Source organism: Variovorax sp. GW458-11-26-14-LB1, assembly GCF_059423965.1.
In genome coordinates this window covers 75,339-93,600 of sequence record NZ_JBWKYW010000017.1, presented here as the reverse complement: position 1 = coordinate 93,600, position 18,262 = coordinate 75,339, and the positions used below count along the sequence as shown (strand labels likewise).

Here is an 18,262-nt window from a genome sequence, read left to right as displayed (position 1 = left end):
GATGGCAGGCGCCGGGAGCCGAGAGGAGAAATTACTCCGCCATGCCTCCGACCACGTTGCTGAAGCCGCCGTCCACGTAGGTGATCTCGGCGGTCACGCCGCTGGCGAGGTCGCTCAGCAGGAAGGCAGCCACGTTGCCGACTTCTTCGATGGTCACGTTGCGGCGGATCGGCGAGGCGTCGGCCACGGCCGTGAGGATCTTGCTGAAGCTCTTGATGCCGCTGGCGGCGAGCGTCTTGATGGGGCCGGCGCTGATGCCGTTCACGCGCATGCCCTTCGGGCCGAGCGAGGCGGCGGTGTAGCGCACCGACGCCTCGAGCGAGGCCTTGGCCAGGCCCATGGTGTTGTAGTTGGGCAGCGCGCGTTCGGCGCCCAGGTAGGTCAGCGTGAGCAGGGCCGACTTGTCGTTGAGGTAGGGCAGGGCCGCCTTGGCCATGGCCGGAAAACTGTACGCACTGATGTCGTGCGCGATCTTGAAGCCTTCGCGCGAGAGGCCTTCCAGGAAGTCGCCGGCGATCGATTCGCGCGTGGCGAAGCCGATGCTGTGCACGAAGCCGTCGAAGGTGGGCCAGGTCTGGGCGAGGTCGGTGAAGAGCTTGTCGATCTGCGCGTCGTCGCCCACGTCGCAGTCGAAAATCAGTTTCGAGCCGAAGTCTGCGGCATATTCGGTGATACGGTCCTTGAATCGCTCGCCGACATAACTGAAGGCGAGTTCCGCGCCCTGGTCGTGACAGGCCTTGGCAATGCCATATGCAATGGAGCGATTGCTCAACACACCGGTGATCAACAGTTTCTTGCCGGAAAGAAAGCCCATGAAGTTGCCTCGTGAAAATCTTGGGCAGAATTCTCGCATGCGAGGTTGGCTGCTCTGGATGTTGGCGCTCCTGGCGCTGCCCTCGTGGGCGGCGCACGGGCTGGGCATGGGTTACGAGCCCAAGTACCCGGCGTCGTTCACGCACTTCGACTACGTGAACCCCAACGCGCCCAAGGGCGGCGACCTGACCCTGTCGGCCGCCGGCAGCTTCGACAAGCTCAACCCCTTCACCTTGCGCGGCGTGCCCCCGGTGGGCATGGGCTACAGCGCCAACGGCTTCGTGTTCTCCGAGTACGGCCTGCTCTTCGACTCGCTGACCACGCCGAGCGAGGACGAGCCCTTCTCGCAGTACGGCCTGCTGGCCGAAGACATCCAGCTCGCGCCCGACCGCTTGAGCGTCACGTTCCGGCTGAACCCCAAGGCGCGGTTTTCCGACGGCTCGCCGGTGTTGGCGAAAGACGTGAAGTACTCCTTCGACACCCTGCGCAGCAAGGCCGCCGGACCAACCTTCCGCTCGTACTGGGCCGACATCAAGGAGGCCGTGGTGACGGGCGAGCGCACCATCCGCTTCGACTTCGTGCGCCAGAATGCCGAACTGCACATGATCATCGGCGGGCTGCCGGTGTTCTCCAGCGCCTGGGGCAAGGGCAAGCCCTTCGACCAGATCGTGACCGAGGCGCCGATCGCGAGCGGGCCGTACGTGGTGGACAGGGTCGATTTCGGCAAGTTCATCTCCTACCGCCGGCGCCCGGACTACTGGGCCGCCAACCTGCCGGTGCGCAAGGGGATGTTCAACTACGATACGGTGTCGTACCAGTATTTCAAGGACTCGCTCGGCGAGGAAGAGTCGCTCAAGGCCGGCGCGCTCGACGCGATGGAAGAGCGCTCGATCATCGCGTGGGTGCGCCGCTACAAGGGCCGCCGCTTCGACTCCGGCGAGCTGGTCAAGGAAGAGATCGCGCATCGCCGCTTCACCGGCATGCAGGGCCTGGCGCCCAACCTGCGGCAGCCCCGCTTCGCCGACATGCGCGTGCGCAGGGCGCTGGCGCTGGCCTTCGACTTCGACTGGCTCAACGCCCACCTGTTCTATGGCCGCCGCGGGCGCACCCAGAGCTACTTCCAGAACAGCGACGACCTCATGGCCCAGCCCGAGGTCAGCCCCGAGGAGCAGGCGCTGATCGACAAGCTCAAGACCCGGCAACGCTACCTCGACAACACCAAGGGCGAGCTGCCGCGTCCCGACAGCAGCGGCGACACCGCCGAAGGCCTGCGGCGCAATCTCGTGAAGGCGCAGGAGTTGCTCAAGGAGGCCGGCTGGACCTACCGCGACGGCGCGCTGCGCGACAAGGCCGGCACGCCGTTCGTGATCACCATCGACATCGCCGACCGCAGCTCGGGCGTGGTGCTCGCACCGTATGCGCGCAACCTCGGCAAGCTGGGCATCCGGCTGGACTACCGCCTGCGCGACCCGAGCCTGCTGAAGAAGAAGCTGGACGACTTCGATTTCGACATGGCCATCAGCCTCGTCGGTGGCTCGTCGAGCCCGGGCAACGAGCTGTACGACGACTTCGGCTCGAAATCGGCGAGCGAGAAGGGCAGCCAGAACCTGAGCGGCATCAGCGACCCGGTGGTCGACGAGATCGTCGAGGTGATCGTCAACAGCCACGACCGCGCCTCGCTCGCGGCGGCCGCGCGGCTGCTGGACCGCTACTTGCTCCACCAGCACTACATGACCCCGATGTACTACGGCAAGCAGTATTTCATTGCCCACAAGCGAAAGCTGCGTCGCCCGGACGCGCCCTTGCCGCAACGCCTGCTGGCGGGGTCGGCGATGCTGACGATGTGGTGGATCGACCCGAGCGTCAAGTAGAAGAACACGCATGGCCGCCTACCTGATCCGACGCCTCCTGCTGATCGTTCCCACGCTGTTCGGCGTGCTGCTGCTCAACTTCGCCATCGTGCAGTTCGTGCCCGGCGGCCCGGCCGAGCAGCTGCTCTCGCAACTCACCAACAAGGAAAACCGCATCTCGGGCGGCCCCACCGGCCGCACGCTCGACGCCAAGCAGGTGGCCGAGATCAAGGCGCTCTACGGTTTCGACAAGCCGGCCCCGGAGCGCTTCTGGCAGATGCTCAAGCAGTTCGCCCGCTTCGACCTGGGCAAGAGCTTCTTCCAGAGCAAGGACGTGTGGCAGCTCATCAAGGAGAAGCTGCCGGTGTCGATCAGCCTGGGGCTGTGGACCTTCTTCATCAGCTACCTGATCGCGGTGCCGCTCGGGGTGGCCAAGGCCGTGCGCGCGGGCTCGCGCTTCGACTTCTTCACGACGCTGCTGGTGCTCGTCGGCTACGCCATTCCGGGCTTCGTGCTGGGCGTGGCGCTGCTGGTGATCTTCGGCGGCCAGCTGCAGTGGTTCCCGCTGCGCGGGCTGACCTCGCCGAACTGGGAGTCGCTGAGCTGGGGTGCGCGCATCGTCGACTACCTGTGGCACATCACCTTGCCGGTGACGGCCATGGTGCTGGGCAGCTTCGCGATCACCGCGATGCTCACCAAGAACTCCTTCCTCGAGGAAATCCGCAAGCAGTACGTGCTGACGGCGCGCGCCAAGGGGCTGGCCGAGCGGCAGGTGCTGTGGAAGCACGTGTTCCGCAATGCGCTGATCCCGATCATCACGGGCTTTCCGACCGCCTTCATCGGCGCCTTCTTCTCGGGCGCGCTGCTGATCGAGACGCTGTTCTCGCTCGACGGCATGGGCCTGCTGAGCTACGAGAGCGTGCTGCGGCGCGACTACCCGGTGTTCCTGGGCACGCTCTATCTGTTCACGCTGATCGGGCTGGTGACCAAGCTCATCTCCGATCTTTGCTACGTCTGGGTCGATCCGAGGGTGAAGTTTGACTGAAGCCGCCGCCGTGTCCGTGAGCCCCGGGCGCCGTGCCTGGCGCCGTTTCCGCCGCAACCCGCTGGGGTTCTGGAGCCTGGTCGTCTTCTCGGCGCTGGTGGTGCTGAGCCTGTTCGCGGACGTGCTCTCCACCGACAAGCCGCTGGTGGTGCGCTACGAAGGCCGGACCTACTTCCCCGTGCTGCGCGACTATTCCGAGAAGACCTTCGGCGGCGACTTCGAAACGCCGGCCGACTACCTCGACCCCTTCATCGAGCAGCGCATCACGCAGGGCGACAACTGGGCGCTGTATGCGCCCAACCGCTACGGCCCGGCCACGCTCAACTATTTCTCGAAGCCGCCGAACCCCGCCGCGCCCTCGCACGCGAACCTGCTGGGCACCGACGAACGCGGGCGCGACCTGCTGGCCCAGCTGATCTACGGCTTTCGCGTGAGCGTGCTGTTCGCGCTGGCGCTCACGGTGGTCGGCGTGGTGCTGGGCATCGCGACCGGCGCCGTGCAGGGCTTCTTCGGCGGCAAGATCGACCTGACCTTCCAGCGCCTGATCGAGATCTGGAGCGCGATGCCCGAGCTGTACCTGCTGATCATCTTCAGCGCGATCTTCACGCCGAGCGTGTCGCTGCTGCTGATCCTGCTGAGCCTGTTCGGCTGGATGGGGCTGTCGGACTACGTGCGCGCCGAGTTCCTGCGCAACCGCCAGATGGACTACGTGCGCGCCGCGCGCGCGCTCGGCGTGGGCAACCTGCAGATCATGTGGCGCCACATCCTGCCCAACAGCATGGTGCCGGTCGTCACCTTCTTGCCGTTCCGCATGAGCGCGGCCATCCTGGCACTGACTTCGCTCGACTTTCTCGGACTGGGCGTTCCGCCCGGCACGCCCTCGCTCGGCGAATTGCTGAGCCAGGGCAAGGGCAACATCGATGCGTGGTGGATTTCGCTGTCCACCTTCTGCGTGCTGGTCGTCACGCTGATGCTGCTGACCTTCATGGGCGACGCGCTGCGCGATGCGCTCGACCCCCGCAAGGCCGACAAATGACGACGATGCGCGACACGACGAAGAACCAGCCCTTGCTCGACGTGAAGGGGCTGCGCGTCGCCTTCGGCGGCAAGCCGGTGGTGCATGGCATCGACCTGCAGATTGCGGCCGGCGAAAAACTCGCGCTGGTCGGCGAGTCGGGCTCGGGCAAGACGGTCACGGCGCTGTCGCTGCTGCGGCTGGTGCAGAACGCCGACCTTGACGGGGTGGCGACCCTGTCGGGGTCGCAGGAACGGCGCGGTGCGCGCGACCTGCTGTCCATTCCGGAGCGCGAGCTGCGCGGCATCCGCGGCAAGGAGATCGCGATGATCTTCCAGGAGCCGATGACCGCGCTCAATGCGCTGTACACCGTGGGCGACCAGATCGCCGAGGTGCTCGAGTTGCACGAAGGGCTGTCGGCCCGCGCCGCGCAGGAAGCGGCCGTGCAGCTGCTGGCCGACACCGGCATTCCCGAACCGGCGCGGCGGGCGAGGGCGTTCCCGCACCAGCTCTCGGGCGGGCAGCGCCAGCGCGCCATGATCGCGATGGCCCTGGCCTGCAAGCCGCGCCTGCTGCTGGCCGATGAGCCGACCACCGCGCTCGACGTCACGGTGCGCGCGCAGATCCTCGAGCTGCTGGCCGAGCTGCAGCGCAAGTACGGCATGGCCGTGCTGCTCATCACCCACGACCTGAACCTGGTGCGCCGTTTTGCCGACCGCGTGGCGGTGATGGAGCGCGGCCACATCGTCGAGCATGGCCCGGTGGGCACGGTGTTCGAGGCGCCGCAGCATGCCTACACCCGCAAGCTGATCGACAGCCATCCGGCGCGCGACGTGGCCGAGGCGGCTGCCGATGGTGCGGCGCCGCCGGTGCTGGAGGCCCGGGCGCTGCGCGTGAGCTATCCGGTGTCGCGTCCCGGCTTCGCGGGCTGGTTCCGCAAGGGCGAGTTCGTCGCCGTGCAAGGCGCCGATTTCCGGATCGCACCGGGCGAAACGCTGGGCGTGGTCGGCGAATCGGGCTCGGGCAAATCGACGCTGGCGCTGGCCGCGCTCGGCCTGCTCAAGCACCGGGGCGAATTGCAGGTGATGGGGAAGGGCTGGGCGGTGGACCGCGCCTCCGACCTGGCGCTGCGCCGCACGATGCAGGTGGTGTTCCAGGACCCGTTCTCGTCGCTGTCGCCGCGCATGACGGTCGAGCAGATCGTGGGCGAGGGGCTGCGCGTGCATGCGCCCGAGCTTGATGCCGCGGCCCGTCGGGCGCGCGCGCTCACGGCGTTGGCCGACGTGGGGCTGGGCGAGGCGCAGTTTCCCGCGCTGCTCGACCGCTATCCGCACGAGTTTTCGGGCGGGCAGCGCCAGCGGCTGGCGATCGCCCGGGCGCTGATCGTCGATCCACGGCTGCTGGTGCTCGACGAGCCCACCAGCGCGCTCGACGTGACCATCCAGAAGCAGGTGCTCGGCCTGCTGCAGCGGCTGCAGCGCGAGCGGGGGCTGAGCTACCTCCTGATCACGCACGACGTCGAGGTGATCCGCGCCATGGCGCACCAGGTCATCGTGATGAAGGACGGCGCGATCCTCGAATCCGGGCCAGCCCTGCGCGTCCTCGACGCCCCCGAGCATCCCTACACACAGAAGCTGGTGGCGGCGGCGCTGCTGGAATAAAAAACGGAGACGGGTAGAAATGTCGAATATCGGACACGACCGGCGCGGTGCCTGGCGCGCGGCACTGGCCTGCATGGTCACGCTGGCGGTGGCCATGGGCCTGGGGCGCTTCGCCTTCACGCCCATGCTGCCCATCATGCTGAGCGAGGGAAAGCTCGAGCTGGCCGGCGGCGGTTTGCTGGCGTCTCTTAATTACCTGGGCTATTTCTTCGGCGCGGTCAGCTGCGCGGCCATCGGCATCAAAGCGTCGAGCATGGTGCGCGGCGGGCTGATGGCCACGGCGGCCCTGTTGGTCGGCATGGGGCTGCTGCACAGCTTCGTCGGCTGGGGCGTGCTGCGCGCGGCGGCCGGAGTGATGAGCGCCTGGGTCTTCGTGTTCGCCTCGGGCTGGGGGCTGCGCCGGCTGGCCGAGACGAACGCGCCCACGCTGGCCGGCGTGATCTACACGGGGCCGGGCATCGGGATCGCCATGACCGGCCTGCTGGGCGGGGCGCTCGGCCGCTGGGGTTCGGAGGCGGGTTGGATCGGTCTCGGGTTGCTGGCCGTGGTGCTGATCGCTGTGATCTGGCGGGTGTTCGATGACGGCGAGCCCGGCTGTTGCAGCGGGTAGTGCTTCGGGATCGGCGTCAGCGCGCAGCGATGCGATCTGGCTGGTCGTGCTCTATGGGCTGGCAGGCTTTGGTTACATCATTACCGCCACCTTCCTGCCCGTGATCGCCCGGCAGGCGCTGCCGGGATCGCCGTGGCCGGATTTCTTCTGGCCGCTGTTCGGTGCGGCCATCATTCCGGGCGCATTGATCGGCGCCCGTGCCCCGGTGCATTGGGACAACCGGCTGCTGCTGGCCGCCGCTTATGCATTGCAGGCGCTCGGCGTCGTTTTTTCGGTGGCTTGGCCGACCATTGCGGGTTTTGCGCTGGGCAGCCTGCTGCTCGGCATGCCTTTCACCGCCATCACGCTTTTCGCCATGCGGGAAGCCCGACGGCTGCGCGGGAATGCCGCGGCCGGGCTGATCGGCTATGCCACGGCGTCCTACGGGGTGGGGCAGATCATCGGGCCGCTGTTTGCGGCGCCATTGGCCCAGCGCACCGGTTCTTTCGAGCTGCCCTTGCTGGTGGCGGCGGCCGCATTGGCCCTGGGCGCGGTGCTGTTTGCCGTGGTCTGGTCGAAATACCGGCGCCCTGTGGCCGCCTGAATACCGATGTCCTTCATTTATGCACGCGAATAGCATATAATTCGAGGCTCACGACCAAACGGGCGGGTACCAACCGCCCGTTTTTTTTGGTCTATGCATTCTCAAGCAGCAATTATTTGGCGTCGTGGCATCCGTGGTGGGCGGGTGCTGCGGCTTGGGCATTGATTCAGAAGGCGCTTTCAAACACGTGGCATTGCAGCAAACAGTAGAACAAACCGTGGCCGGTCTCGGCTACGACCTGGTCGAGGTCGAACGCTCGGCCGGTGGATTGCTGCGCGTGACGATTGATTTGCCCTGGACGCCCCCCACCTCTGAAGATGTGGCGGCCGGCGTGCCCGAACCCTTCGTGACGGTGGAAGACTGCGAGAAGGTCACGCGCCAGCTGCAATTCGCGCTGGAAGTCGATGCGGTCGATTACAAGCGGCTCGAGGTCTCCTCGCCCGGTATCGATCGCCCCTTGCGCAATGAACAGGATTTCGAGCGATTCGTGGGCGCGGTGATCGACATCACCCTCAAGGCTCCCATGGGTGCTGCCGCGGCGGGCCAGGTGTCGGCCAATCGCAAGAAGTTTCGCGGCACGCTGGAGCGTGCTGAAGGCGGTTCGGGTTGGCAGATCGTCTGGAGCGATGCGCCCGAGACCAAGCCGGGTCAAAAAGTGAGCAAGAAGCGCGCGCCTGCACCGTTGCATGCGCTGGGCTTCGTATTGGACGAGCTGCGCGATGCGCGGCTCGCGCCGATTGTGGATTTCAAGGGCCGCAAGGCCAAAACCCAACCGGGTTTTTCGGATATTGACGACGGAACGAACGTTCCGGACTGAACAAGAGGAGTGGTGGCATGAATCGCGAAATGTTGATGTTGGTGGATGCGATCTCGCGCGAGAAGAACGTCGAGCGCGACGTGGTCTTCGGCGCGGTCGAATCCGCACTGGCGCAAGCCACCAAGAAGCTCCATCAGGGTGACGTGGATATCCGCGTGGCGGTCGATCGCGACAGCGGCGACTACGAGACTTTCCGCCGCTGGCACGTCGTTCCCGATGAAGCCGGCCTGCAACTGCCCGACCAGGAGATCCTGCTCTTCGAGGCTCGTGAGGAGATGCCCGACATCGAGGTCGACGAATACATCGAGGAATCCGTCGATTCGGTGCCGATCGGGCGCATCGGTGCCATGGCTGCCAAGCAGGTGATCCTGCAGAAGATCCGCGACGCCGAGCGCGAGATGCTGCTCAACGACTTCATGTCGCGCGGCGACAAGATCTTCGTGGGCACCGTCAAGCGCCTGGACAAGGGCGACATCATCGTGGAAGCCGGGCGCGTCGAAGGCCGCCTGCGCCGCAGCGAAATGATCGCCAAGGAAAACCTGCGCAATGGCGACCGCGTGCGGGCCATGATCATGGAGGTCGACCTGACGCTGCGCGGCGCGCCGATCATCCTGTCGCGCTCGGCCCCCGAGTTCATGATCGAGCTGTTCCGCCAGGAAGTGCCCGAGATCGAACAAGGCCTGCTCGAAATCAAGAGCTGCGCCCGCGACCCCGGTTCGCGCGCCAAGATCGCCGTGCTCTCGCACGACAAGCGTGTCGACCCGATCGGCACCTGCGTCGGCGTGCGCGGCACCCGCGTCAACGCCGTCACGAACGAACTCGCCGGCGAGCGCGTGGACATCGTGCTGTGGAGCGAAGATCCGGCCCAGTTCGTGATCGGCGCCTTGGCGCCGGCGAATGTCTCGTCGATCGTGGTCGACGAAGAAAAACACGCCATGGACGTGGTGGTGGACGAGGAAAACCTCGCGATCGCCATCGGCCGCGGCGGCCAGAACGTGCGCCTGGCTTCCGACCTCACCGGTTGGAAGATCAACATCATGGACGCGAACGAGTCGGCCCAGAAGCAGGCGACCGAGACCGATGCCAGCCGCAAGCTCTTCATGGAAAAGCTCGATGTCGACGAGGAAATCGCCGACATCCTGATTTCGGAAGGTTTCAACAGCCTCGAGGAGGTGGCCTACGTGCCGATCTCCGAGATGCTTGAGATCGAGGCCTTCGACGAAGACACCATCAATGAGCTGCGCGCCCGTGCAAAGGATGCGCTGCTGACCATGGAAATCGCCAAGGAAGAAGGTGTCGAAACCGTCTCGCAGAACCTGCGCGACCTCGAAGGCCTCAATCCCGACCTGATTCCGCAGCTGGCTGAAGCGGGTGTGAACACCCGTGACGACCTGGCCGACCTCGCGGTCGATGAACTCACCGAAATCACCGGCCTGAGCGCCGATGACGCCAAAGCCCTCATCTTGAAAGCCCGCGAACATTGGTTCGCCGGCCAAGAGTGACGGTATGGAGGCACGAAAGCAATATGTCCAGTACCACTGTCGCCGAGTTCGCGAACGAGCTCAAGAAGACTCCCGAAACCTTGCTTGACCAGCTCAAGAGCGCAGGCGTGCCCAAAGCGGCCGCCACCGATGCACTCACGGAGGCCGACAAGCAGCGCTTGCTCGGCTTCCTGAAGGCCAGCCACGGCACGGCCGAGCCCGAGCGCAAGAAGATCACGCTGACCAAGAAGTCGACCAGCGAGATCAAGCAGGCCGACGCCACCGGTCGCGCCCGCACCATCCAGGTCGAAGTGCGCAAGAAGCGCACCTTCATCCAGCGTGATGAGGGCCACCCGGCCACGGCCGAAGGCGCGCAGCAGCAGGCGGCCGAAACGTCCGCCGCACCAGCCGCGCCCCAGATCGACGAAGCCGAACTGGCCCGCCGCGAGGAAGACGCACGCCGACAGGCCGAGCTGATCCGCCGCCAGGAAGAAGAGCTGGCCGAGAAGCGTCGCCAGCGCGAAGAAACCGAAGCCCGCGAACGCGAGCAGGCCGAAAAGGCCGAGCGCGCCGAACAGGCCGAACAGGAAGCTGCGCGCATCGCCGCCGAGAAGAAGGCCGCTGAAGCCGCCGCCGCCTCGGCCAAGGAAGCCGCGAAGCAGCCGGTGGCTGCCCCGGCCGCACCGGCCGCTGTGGCCGCCGCTGCTGCGGCTGCAGAGACCGCTGCCGTTGCCGAAAAGCAGGCTGCCGACACGAAGCTGGCCGCACAGAACGCCGCCACGCAGGCCAAGGAAGACGCCAAGGCCAAGGCTGCCGCCGAATCGAAGGCCCGTGCCGACGAAGAGGCCGCCCGCGCCAAGGACCTCGACGAGCGTCGCCGCAAGGCCCTGGCCGAAGCCGAAGCCATCCGCGCCATGATGAACGCACCGGCTCGCGTGCTGGTGCCGCACAAGGCGCCCGAGAAGCCGCAGCCTGAAAAGTCGACGGTCAAGGGCACGCTGCACAAGCCGGCCACGCCGCCGGGCCGTCCAGGCGCCCCTGCGGCCCCTGGCGCTGCAGCGCCCGCCGCTGCCGGTGCCGGCAAGGAAGTCAAGTCCGCCAAGCTCTCGTCGAGCTGGGCCGGCGATCCTGCCAAGAAGAAGGAAATCAAGACCCGCGGCGATGCCAGCGGCGGTGTCAGCCGCGGCAACTGGCGCGGAGGCCCGCGTGGCCGTCGTGGCAACGACCGTGGCGGTCATGACGAGCAGCACGCGCCGGCCGCACCGGTCGAGGCGCGCGTGCTCGAAGTGCACGTGCCCGAGACCATCACGGTCGCCGAGCTCGCGCACAAGATGGCCGTGAAGGCGCAGGAAGTCATCAAGCAATTGATGAAGCTGGGCATGATGGCGACCATCAACCAGTCGCTCGACCAGGACACCGCGATGATCATCGTGGAGGAAATGGGCCACAACGCGGTGGTTGCCGCGCTGGACGACCCCGAAGCCTTCACCGACGAGGACGTGTCGGCGCAACAGGCCGAAGCCCTGCCGCGCGCACCGGTCGTGACCGTCATGGGTCACGTCGACCACGGCAAGACCTCGCTGCTGGACTACATCCGCCGCGCCAAGGTCGCCGCGGGCGAAGCCGGCGGCATCACGCAGCACATTGGTGCCTACCACGTCGAAACCGAACGCGGCATGGTGTCGTTCCTCGATACCCCGGGTCACGAGGCGTTCACCGCCATGCGTGCCCGCGGTGCGCAGGCCACCGACATCGTGATCCTGGTGGTGGCGGCCGATGACGGCGTCATGCCCCAGACCAAGGAAGCCATCAAGCACGCGAAGGCGGCGGGTGTGCCGATCGTGGTTGCGATCAACAAGGTGGACAAGCCTGACGCCAACCTGGACCGCGTGAAGCAGGAACTGGTGGCCGAAGAGGTCGTGCCAGAAGAGTACGGCGGCGACGTGCCGTTCGTGCCGGTGTCGGCCAAGACCGGCCAGGGCATCGACGACCTGCTCGAGCAGGTGCTGCTGCAAGCCGAAGTGCTGGAACTCAAGGCGCCGGTGGATGCCGCCGCCAAGGGCCTGGTCATCGAAGCCCAGCTCGACAAGGGCCGCGGCCCGGTCGCCACCGTGCTGGTTCAGTCCGGCACGCTCAAGACCGGCGACGTGGTGCTGGCGGGTTCCACCTACGGCCGCGTGCGCGCCATGCTGGACGAAGACGGCAAGGCCACCAAGTCGGCAGGTCCGTCGATCCCGGTCGAGATTCAGGGTCTGACCGAAGTGCCGCAAGCGGGCGACGAGTTCATGGTGATGGCCGACGAGCGCCGTGCGCGCGAAATCGCCACCTACCGCGCCGGCAAGTTCCGCAACACCAAGCTGGCCAAGGCGCAAGCCGCGAACCTGCAGAACATGTTCACCGACCTGTCGGCGGGCGAAGTGCAGACGCTGCGCATCATCATCAAGGCCGACGTGCAGGGCTCGCAGGAAGCACTGGCCCAGTCGCTGCTCAAGCTGGCGACCGAAGAAGTCAAGGTGCAGATCGTGTACGCCGGCGTCGGCGGCATCAGCGAAAGCGACATCAACCTCGCGATCGCGTCGAAGGCGGTGGTCATCGGCTTCAACGTGCGGGCCGATGCCGGTGCGCGCAAGCTGGCCGAAGGCAATGGCGTGCAGCTGAACTACTACAGCATCATTTACGACGCCGTCGACGAGATCAAGGTCGCGATGTCGGGCATGCTGGCACCGGAGCGCCGCGAAGAGATCATCGGCTCGGCCGAGATCCGCACGGTGTTCGTGGCCTCGAAGATCGGCACCGTGGCCGGCTCGTACGTCACTTCGGGCTCGGTCAACCGCAGTGCGCATTTCCGCCTGCTGCGCGACAACGTGGTGATCTACACCGGCGAAGTCGACTCGATCAAGCGCATGAAGGACGATGTCCGCGAAGTCCGCGAAGGTTTTGAGTGCGGTATCAAGCTCAAGAACTACAACGACATCAAGGAAGGCGATCAGCTCGAATTCTTCGAGATCAAGGAAATCGCCCGGACGCTGTAAGCGTTCGACGCGAAAGAGTCCATGCCGAAAAGAAAAGCAGCCGCACCCAACCGCGCGTTCAAGGTCGCCGACCAGATCCAGCGCGATCTGACGGAGCTGATCGCGCGCGAGTTGAAGGACCCGCGCGTGGGCATGGTCACGATCCAGGCGGTCGAGGTCACGCCTGACTATGCGCATGCGAAGGTCTTCTTCAGCCTGCTCACGGGCGACGTGGCCGAGACCACCGAAGCGCTGAACCAGGCCGCAGGCTTCCTGCGCAATGGCCTGTTCAAGCGCCTGCACATCCACACCGTGCCGACGCTGCACTTCCTGTTCGACCGCACCACCGAGCGTGCGGCCGACATGAATGCGCTCATCGCACAGGCCGTTGCTTCGCGCTCGAAAGACGACTAGCGATGAACGCGCCACGCACACGGGTGCAGCGGCGCCCTGTGCATGGGGTGTTGCTGCTCGACAAGCCGCTGGGGTTTTCCAGCAACCAGGCCTTGCAAAAGGCCAAGTGGTTGCTGCGCGCCGAAAAAGCGGGCCACACCGGCACGCTCGATCCGCTCGCCACAGGCGTGCTGCCGCTGTGTTTCGGCGCCGCCACCAAATTCAGCCAACTGCACCTGGACGCCGACAAGACCTACGAGGCGGTCGCGCGCCTGGGCGTCAAGACCCTCACGGGTGACGCCGAGGGCGAGGTGATCGCCGAGCGGCCGGTGCAGGTGTCGCCAGAAGACCTGGCCCGCGTCCAGGCGCAATTCACCGGCCCGATCCGCCAGGTGCCACCGATGCACAGCGCGCTCAAGAAAGACGGCAAGGCGCTGTACGAGTACGCCCGCGAAGGCATCGAGGTCGAGCGCGCGCCGCGCGACGTCGTCATTCACCAGCTCGCGCTGACGCAGCTGGACGACACCAGCATCCGCATTGTTGCGAGCGTGAGCAAGGGCACCTACATTCGCACGCTGGGCGAGGACATCGGCGAGGCGCTGGGCTGCGGCGCGCACCTGACCTTCCTGCGCCGCACGGCCACGGGCGGTTTCGGGCAGGCGCAGTGCGTCACGATCGAGGCGCTCGAAGCCATGACCGAAGACGAGCGCCTGGCGCGCCTGTTGCCTCCCGAAGCGCTGGTCGACGGCCACAGCCGCGTCACGCTTGCGGCCGAAGATGCCGCACGTTTTCTTTCGGGCCTGCGCCGCCGCGGCGGCTGGGCCGATGCCGAGGCGGTGGCCGTGTTCGGCACCGACCCGCAGGCGTTCCTGGGCACCGCCCACGTGAGCGCCGGCGAACTGATCCCGGGGCGCTTGCTGAACCCCATCGAAATTCAGCAAATTCTTTTGAACGCACCACAGACCGAAGCGACACCATGAGTACCAAGCAAATCCGCAATATCGCCATCATTGCCCACGTGGACCATGGCAAGACCACCATGGTCGACCAGCTGCTGCGCCAGTCGGGGACCTTCGCCGAGCACGAGAAGGTCGTCGACACGGTGATGGACAACAACGCGATCGAAAAGGAACGTGGCATCACGATCCTGGCCAAGAACTGCGCCGTGACCTGGGAAGGCACGCACATCAACATCGTCGACACCCCGGGCCACGCGGACTTCGGCGGTGAAGTGGAACGCGCACTGTCGATGGTCGACGGCGTGGTGCTGCTGATCGACGCGCAGGAAGGCCCGATGCCGCAGACGCGCTTCGTGACCAAGAAGGCGCTGGCGCTGGGCCTGAAGCCCATCCTGGTCGTGAACAAGGTCGACAAGCCCGGCGCGAACCCCGACAAGGTGGTCAATGCCGCCTTCGACCTGTTCGACAAGCTCGGCGCGACCGACGAACAGCTCGACTTCCCCGTGGTGTACGCCTCGGGCATCAACGGCTGGTCGTCGCTCGAAGAAGGCGCGCCTGGCGAGCAGTGGGGCCCCGACATGTCGGCCCTGTTCAACACCATCCTGAAGCACGTGCCGTCGCAAAAGGGTGACCCGAACGCGCCGCTGCAGCTGCAGATTTCCGCGCTCGACTTCTCGACCTTCGTCGGCCGCATCGGCGTGGGCCGCATCAGCCAGGGCACGCTCAAGCCCATGACCGACGTGCTGGTCATGGAAGGTCCGGACGGCAAGACCGTCAAGGGCCGCGTCAACCAGGTGCTGACCTTCCAGGGCCTGGATCGCGTGCAATCGACCGAAGCCGGCCCCGGCGAAATCGTGCTGATCAACGGCATCGCCGACATCGGCATCGGCGTCACCGTGACCGACAAAGACAAGCCTGCGCCGCTGCCCATGCTCAAGGTCGACGAACCGACCCTGACCATGAACTTCTGCGTGAACACCAGCCCGCTGGCCGGCCGCGAAGGCAAGTTCGTGACCAGCCGCCAGATCTGGGACCGCCTGCAAAAGGAACTGCAGCACAACGTGGCCCTGCGCGTGAGCGAGACCGACGAAGAAGGCATCTTCGAAGTCATGGGCCGCGGCGAACTGCACCTGACCATCCTGCTGGAAAACATGCGCCGCGAAGGCTATGAAATGGCCGTGTCCAAGCCGCGCGTGGTGTTCCGCACCGTGAACGGCGAAAAGCACGAGCCTATCGAATTGGTCACGGCCGACATCGAGGAAACCCACCAGGGTGGCGTGATGCAGGCACTGGGCGAACGCAAGGGCGAGCTGGTCAACATGGAACCGGACGGCCGTGGCCGCGTGCGCCTGGAGTACCGCATTCCGGCGCGTGGCCTCATCGGCTTCACGAACGAATTCCTGAACCTGACGCGTGGCTCGGGCCTCATCAGCAACATCTTCGACAGCTACGAAGCCCACAAGGGCGAGATCGGCAGCCGCAAGAACGGCGTGCTGATCTCGATGGACGACGGTGAAATCTTCACCTACGCGCTGGGCAAGCTGGACGACCGCGGTCGCATGTTCGTGAAGGCGAACGATCCGGTGTACGAAGGCATGATCGTCGGCATCCACAGCCGCGACAACGACCTGGTCGTGAACGCCACGCGCACCAAGCAGCTGACCAACTTCCGCGTCTCGGGCAAGGAAGACGCGATCAAGATCACGCCCCCGATCGACCTCACGCTGGAATACGGCGTCGAGTTCATCGAGGACGACGAGCTGGTCGAAATCACGCCCAAGAGCGTGCGCCTGCGCAAGCGTTTCCTGAAGGAAAGCGACCGCAAGCGCGCCGGCCGCGACACGTCGAACGGCTGATCGCCTTCGATCGGCCATGCGCTTGACGCACGGCGCCGCCGTCGGGCTGATGGTCGCCGTGACCCTCATGTGGGGCACGGCGGGCGTTGTCACCCGGCACCTGGCGCAGGCGCACAGTTTCGAGATCACCTTCTGGCGCAGCCTCTTCACGATGCTGGCGCTGCTGGTGATCTTGCCGCTTTGGCGGGGGCGGGCGGTGTTCTCGCTGCTGCGCCGCGGCGGGCGCTCGCTGTGGATCTCGGGCGTCTGCTGGGCCGTGATGTTCACGGCCTTCATGGTGGCGCTGACCCTCACCTCCACCGCGAGCGTGCTGGTCACGATGTCGCTCGGGCCGCTGTTCACCGCACTGGCCGCGCGCCTCTTCATCGGGCACAGGTTGCCCGCACGCACCTGGGCGGCCATCGTGGTCGCCGGGCTGGGCATCGGCTGGATGTACGGCACGCAGCTGCTGGGCGGTGGTGGCGGGTCGCTTGTCGGCACGCTGGTGGCGCTGTGCGTGCCGCTGGCCGGCGCGACGCAATGGACCGTGGTGCAGCATGCGCACGCCAAGGGGCAGGATGTCGACCTCGTGCCTGCGGTGCTGATCGGCGCGACCCTCTCCGCACTCGTCACCTTGCCGCTGGCTTGGCCGTTCCACGCCGGCCCCCATGACCTGGGCCTGCTGGCCTTCCTGGGGGTGTTTCAGCTGGCGATTCCCTGCGTGCTCTCGGTGCTGTGCGCGCAGGTGCTCAAGGCGCCCGAGGTGGCGTTGCTGGCGCTGCTCGAGGTGATTTTCGGCATCGCACTGGCCTGGCTCGGCGCCGGCGAGACGCCCGCGGCCAGCGTGCTGACGGGCGGCGTGCTCGTGATCGGCGCGCTGGTGTTCAACGAGCTGCTCGCGCTGCGTGGGCGCCGCACCACGCTGGCGGACAGCGCGCTGCCGGGCGCGCACTGACCTTTCGCCGCCCTCAGCGGCCGAAGAGGTACCAGCCGATCACGATCACGACGGCCACCACGATCATTCCGAAGTTGCGCCAGCTGGCTTGCTGGCTGCGCGCGAACTCTTTGAGCATGTCGGCAGTCTCCTGCTCGTCGGCGGCGACGATCGCCTGGGCTTCGTCGAGGATGCGCCGGTGGTCGGCTGCCGTCGCAAAGGCCGGCTCGGCGGCAACACGGGCGCGGAGCGCTTCGAACGGCGCCGTGTCGAGCAGGCCGTCGGTCACCAGCCAGCCCAGTGTGGGGCCCAGGGCGGCGGGCGCGCCGGTCAGGGGTGCAGCACGCAGCGCCAGGTCGCGGGTCTCGGTGTCGATCAGTCCTTCGTTGAACAGCGCGATCACGGCCTCGTGCGTGATGCCGGTCTTGCCGAGGTCCAGCAGGTCGTCTGCGTCGTAGGCGATGTCTTCCGCTTCGGTGAACGCCGCGACGGCTGGCGAGGCGGCTTCGAGGCGTTCCACAGCCGCATCCAGTTCTTCCTCGGCGATCAGATTCTTGAGGCGCATCCAGGCCAGTGCATGCGCGGGGCCGGGGATCGGCGGCAGGGCGCTGACCTCGGGATGCGCGAGCACGGCGGCATGCTGCGCGTCGGTGATGAGGCCGTGGGACACAAGTGCGTGGAAGGCATCCGGGTGGGTGTCGGCAAAAGTCATCGGGCCATTCTGCCGTGCACCATGAAAAAAGCCCCGGCGCAGGCCGAGGCTTTCGTGGGGGGGGGCGGCGCTGGTCAGGCCGGCGCCATCACATCGACCGCATCAGGGACGGGCAACCTTCCAGGCGCCGTTGGCCACGCCGTCACCGGTCTTGTCGCCGGCCTTGGTGTCCTTGGCCCAGTAGTACAGCGGCCAGCCCTTGTAGGCCCACTGCTTCTTGCCGTCTTCACGCACGATGATGGTGTAGCCGCCCATGGGCTTGGCGGCGTCGGCCACGGCGAGCGGCGGCCAGTTGGTGGCGCATTGGCCGTTGCAGGCGGAGGTACCGGCATTGGCGGTGTCGCGGGCGAAGGTGTAGAGCGTCATGCCGTTCGGGCCGACCAGCACGCCGTCGGCGGTGCGGGTGGGCGTGTCGGGCGCTCCAGCGGTCTTGGTGGACATGCCGCCGCAGCCGGCGAGCAGTGCCGCTGCGAGGATCGAGGCGCTGAGCAATTTCATGCAGTTTCTCCTTCAGTTGAAAAATCAATCGCGAAAACAAGCCAG

The 18,262-nt window shown here is 66.3% G+C and carries 14 protein-coding genes and 1 pseudogene; 12 read left to right on the top strand and 3 right to left on the bottom strand.

The window, feature by feature from the left end; translation table 11 throughout:
- Positions 1 to 31 precede the first annotated feature (31 nt).
- On the bottom strand, positions 32 to 814 hold the full coding sequence (gene fabI / locus AC07YS_RS13940; RefSeq protein WP_307635782.1) for an enoyl-ACP reductase FabI: 783 nt from the start codon (positions 812 to 814) through the stop codon (positions 32 to 34).
- 37 nt (positions 815 to 851) lie between these two features.
- Between fabI and AC07YS_RS13935 the strand changes: the two genes are divergently transcribed.
- The 12 genes and pseudogenes from AC07YS_RS13935 to AC07YS_RS13880 all read left to right on the top strand — a co-directional run bounded on the left by AC07YS_RS13935 (position 852) and on the right by AC07YS_RS13880 (position 17,028).
- Positions 852 to 2,684: an extracellular solute-binding protein gene (locus AC07YS_RS13935; protein ID WP_307588408.1), complete on the top strand. Its 1,833-nt coding sequence runs from the start codon at positions 852 to 854 to the stop codon at positions 2,682 to 2,684.
- A gap of 10 nt (positions 2,685 to 2,694) precedes the next feature.
- Positions 2,695 to 3,708 (top strand): microcin C ABC transporter permease YejB, encoded by a 1,014-nt coding sequence (locus tag AC07YS_RS13930; protein ID WP_062479827.1) that lies wholly within the window; start codon positions 2,695 to 2,697, stop codon positions 3,706 to 3,708.
- The gene (locus AC07YS_RS13925) at positions 3,701 to 4,744 is read left to right on the top strand and encodes an ABC transporter permease (RefSeq protein ID WP_495269868.1); all 1,044 of its coding nucleotides are present in this window, start codon (positions 3,701 to 3,703) and stop codon (positions 4,742 to 4,744) included. The genes AC07YS_RS13930 and AC07YS_RS13925 overlap by 8 nt, the downstream gene beginning before the upstream one ends.
- Before the next feature lie 5 nt (positions 4,745 to 4,749).
- On the top strand, positions 4,750 to 6,384 hold the full coding sequence (locus AC07YS_RS13920) for an ABC transporter ATP-binding protein (RefSeq protein WP_495273992.1): 1,635 nt from the start codon (positions 4,750 to 4,752) through the stop codon (positions 6,382 to 6,384).
- Between the two features lie 19 nt (positions 6,385 to 6,403).
- Positions 6,404 to 7,577 (top strand): annotated as a pseudogene (locus AC07YS_RS13915) (YbfB/YjiJ family MFS transporter).
- A gap of 187 nt (positions 7,578 to 7,764) precedes the next feature.
- A complete protein-coding gene (rimP, locus tag AC07YS_RS13910; RefSeq protein WP_095745389.1) occupies positions 7,765 to 8,394 on the top strand; it encodes a ribosome maturation factor RimP in 630 nt (209 codons plus the stop codon).
- A 17-nt stretch (positions 8,395 to 8,411) separates the two neighbouring features.
- Positions 8,412 to 9,896 carry a transcription termination factor NusA gene (nusA, locus tag AC07YS_RS13905; RefSeq protein ID WP_062479821.1) on the top strand — a complete coding sequence of 495 codons (1,485 nt, stop codon included), beginning with the start codon at positions 8,412 to 8,414 and terminating at the stop codon, positions 9,894 to 9,896.
- 23 nt (positions 9,897 to 9,919) lie between these two features.
- Entirely contained in the window at positions 9,920 to 12,907 is a 2,988-nt protein-coding gene (gene infB / locus AC07YS_RS13900) for a translation initiation factor IF-2 (RefSeq protein ID WP_062479820.1), read from the top strand.
- A gap of 21 nt (positions 12,908 to 12,928) precedes the next feature.
- Positions 12,929 to 13,300, top strand: coding sequence for a 30S ribosome-binding factor RbfA (gene rbfA / locus AC07YS_RS13895; protein WP_070060772.1), 372 nt, complete (start codon positions 12,929 to 12,931; stop codon positions 13,298 to 13,300).
- Between the two features lie 2 nt (positions 13,301 to 13,302).
- On the top strand, positions 13,303 to 14,259 hold the full coding sequence (gene truB, locus AC07YS_RS13890) for a tRNA pseudouridine(55) synthase TruB (protein WP_495268345.1): 957 nt from the start codon (positions 13,303 to 13,305) through the stop codon (positions 14,257 to 14,259).
- Positions 14,256 to 16,094, top strand: a complete 1,839-nt coding sequence (typA, locus tag AC07YS_RS13885; RefSeq protein WP_095745387.1) for a translational GTPase TypA — start codon at positions 14,256 to 14,258, stop codon at positions 16,092 to 16,094. The genes truB and typA overlap by 4 nt, the downstream gene beginning before the upstream one ends.
- A gap of 16 nt (positions 16,095 to 16,110) precedes the next feature.
- The gene (locus tag AC07YS_RS13880) at positions 16,111 to 17,028 is read left to right on the top strand and encodes a DMT family transporter (protein WP_070060770.1); all 918 of its coding nucleotides are present in this window, start codon (positions 16,111 to 16,113) and stop codon (positions 17,026 to 17,028) included.
- 13 nt (positions 17,029 to 17,041) lie between these two features.
- Here the strand turns inward: AC07YS_RS13880 and AC07YS_RS13875 are convergent, their stop codons facing one another.
- Positions 17,042 to 17,719 carry a hypothetical protein gene (locus AC07YS_RS13875; protein ID WP_495268344.1) on the bottom strand — a complete coding sequence of 226 codons (678 nt, stop codon included), beginning with the start codon at positions 17,717 to 17,719 and terminating at the stop codon, positions 17,042 to 17,044.
- 102 nt (positions 17,720 to 17,821) lie between these two features.
- Positions 17,822 to 18,217, bottom strand: coding sequence for a COG4315 family predicted lipoprotein (locus AC07YS_RS13870; RefSeq protein ID WP_062479812.1), 396 nt, complete (start codon positions 18,215 to 18,217; stop codon positions 17,822 to 17,824).
- Between the last annotated feature and the right edge of the window lie 45 nt (positions 18,218 to 18,262).

Bases quoted from the DNA above. Each gene is read 5' to 3' on its own strand.
- fabI (WP_307635782.1), bottom strand. From the start codon at position 814: ATGGGCTTTCTTTCCGGCAAGAAACTGTTGATCACCGGTGTGTTGAGC.
- AC07YS_RS13935 (WP_307588408.1), top strand. From the start codon at position 852: ATGCGAGGTTGGCTGCTCTGGATGTTGGCGCTCCTGGCGCTGCCCTCG.
- AC07YS_RS13930 (WP_062479827.1), top strand. From the start codon at position 2,695: ATGGCCGCCTACCTGATCCGACGCCTCCTGCTGATCGTTCCCACGCTG.
- AC07YS_RS13920 (WP_495273992.1), top strand. From the start codon at position 4,750: ATGCGCGACACGACGAAGAACCAGCCCTTGCTCGACGTGAAGGGGCTG.
- nusA (WP_062479821.1), top strand. From the start codon at position 8,412: ATGAATCGCGAAATGTTGATGTTGGTGGATGCGATCTCGCGCGAGAAG.
- infB (WP_062479820.1), top strand. From the start codon at position 9,920: ATGTCCAGTACCACTGTCGCCGAGTTCGCGAACGAGCTCAAGAAGACT.
- rbfA (WP_070060772.1), top strand. From the start codon at position 12,929: ATGCCGAAAAGAAAAGCAGCCGCACCCAACCGCGCGTTCAAGGTCGCC.
- truB (WP_495268345.1), top strand. From the start codon at position 13,303: ATGAACGCGCCACGCACACGGGTGCAGCGGCGCCCTGTGCATGGGGTG.
- typA (WP_095745387.1), top strand. From the start codon at position 14,256: ATGAGTACCAAGCAAATCCGCAATATCGCCATCATTGCCCACGTGGAC.
- AC07YS_RS13880 (WP_070060770.1), top strand. From the start codon at position 16,111: ATGCGCTTGACGCACGGCGCCGCCGTCGGGCTGATGGTCGCCGTGACC.
- AC07YS_RS13875 (WP_495268344.1), bottom strand. From the start codon at position 17,719: ATGACTTTTGCCGACACCCACCCGGATGCCTTCCACGCACTTGTGTCC.
- AC07YS_RS13870 (WP_062479812.1), bottom strand. From the start codon at position 18,217: ATGAAATTGCTCAGCGCCTCGATCCTCGCAGCGGCACTGCTCGCCGGC.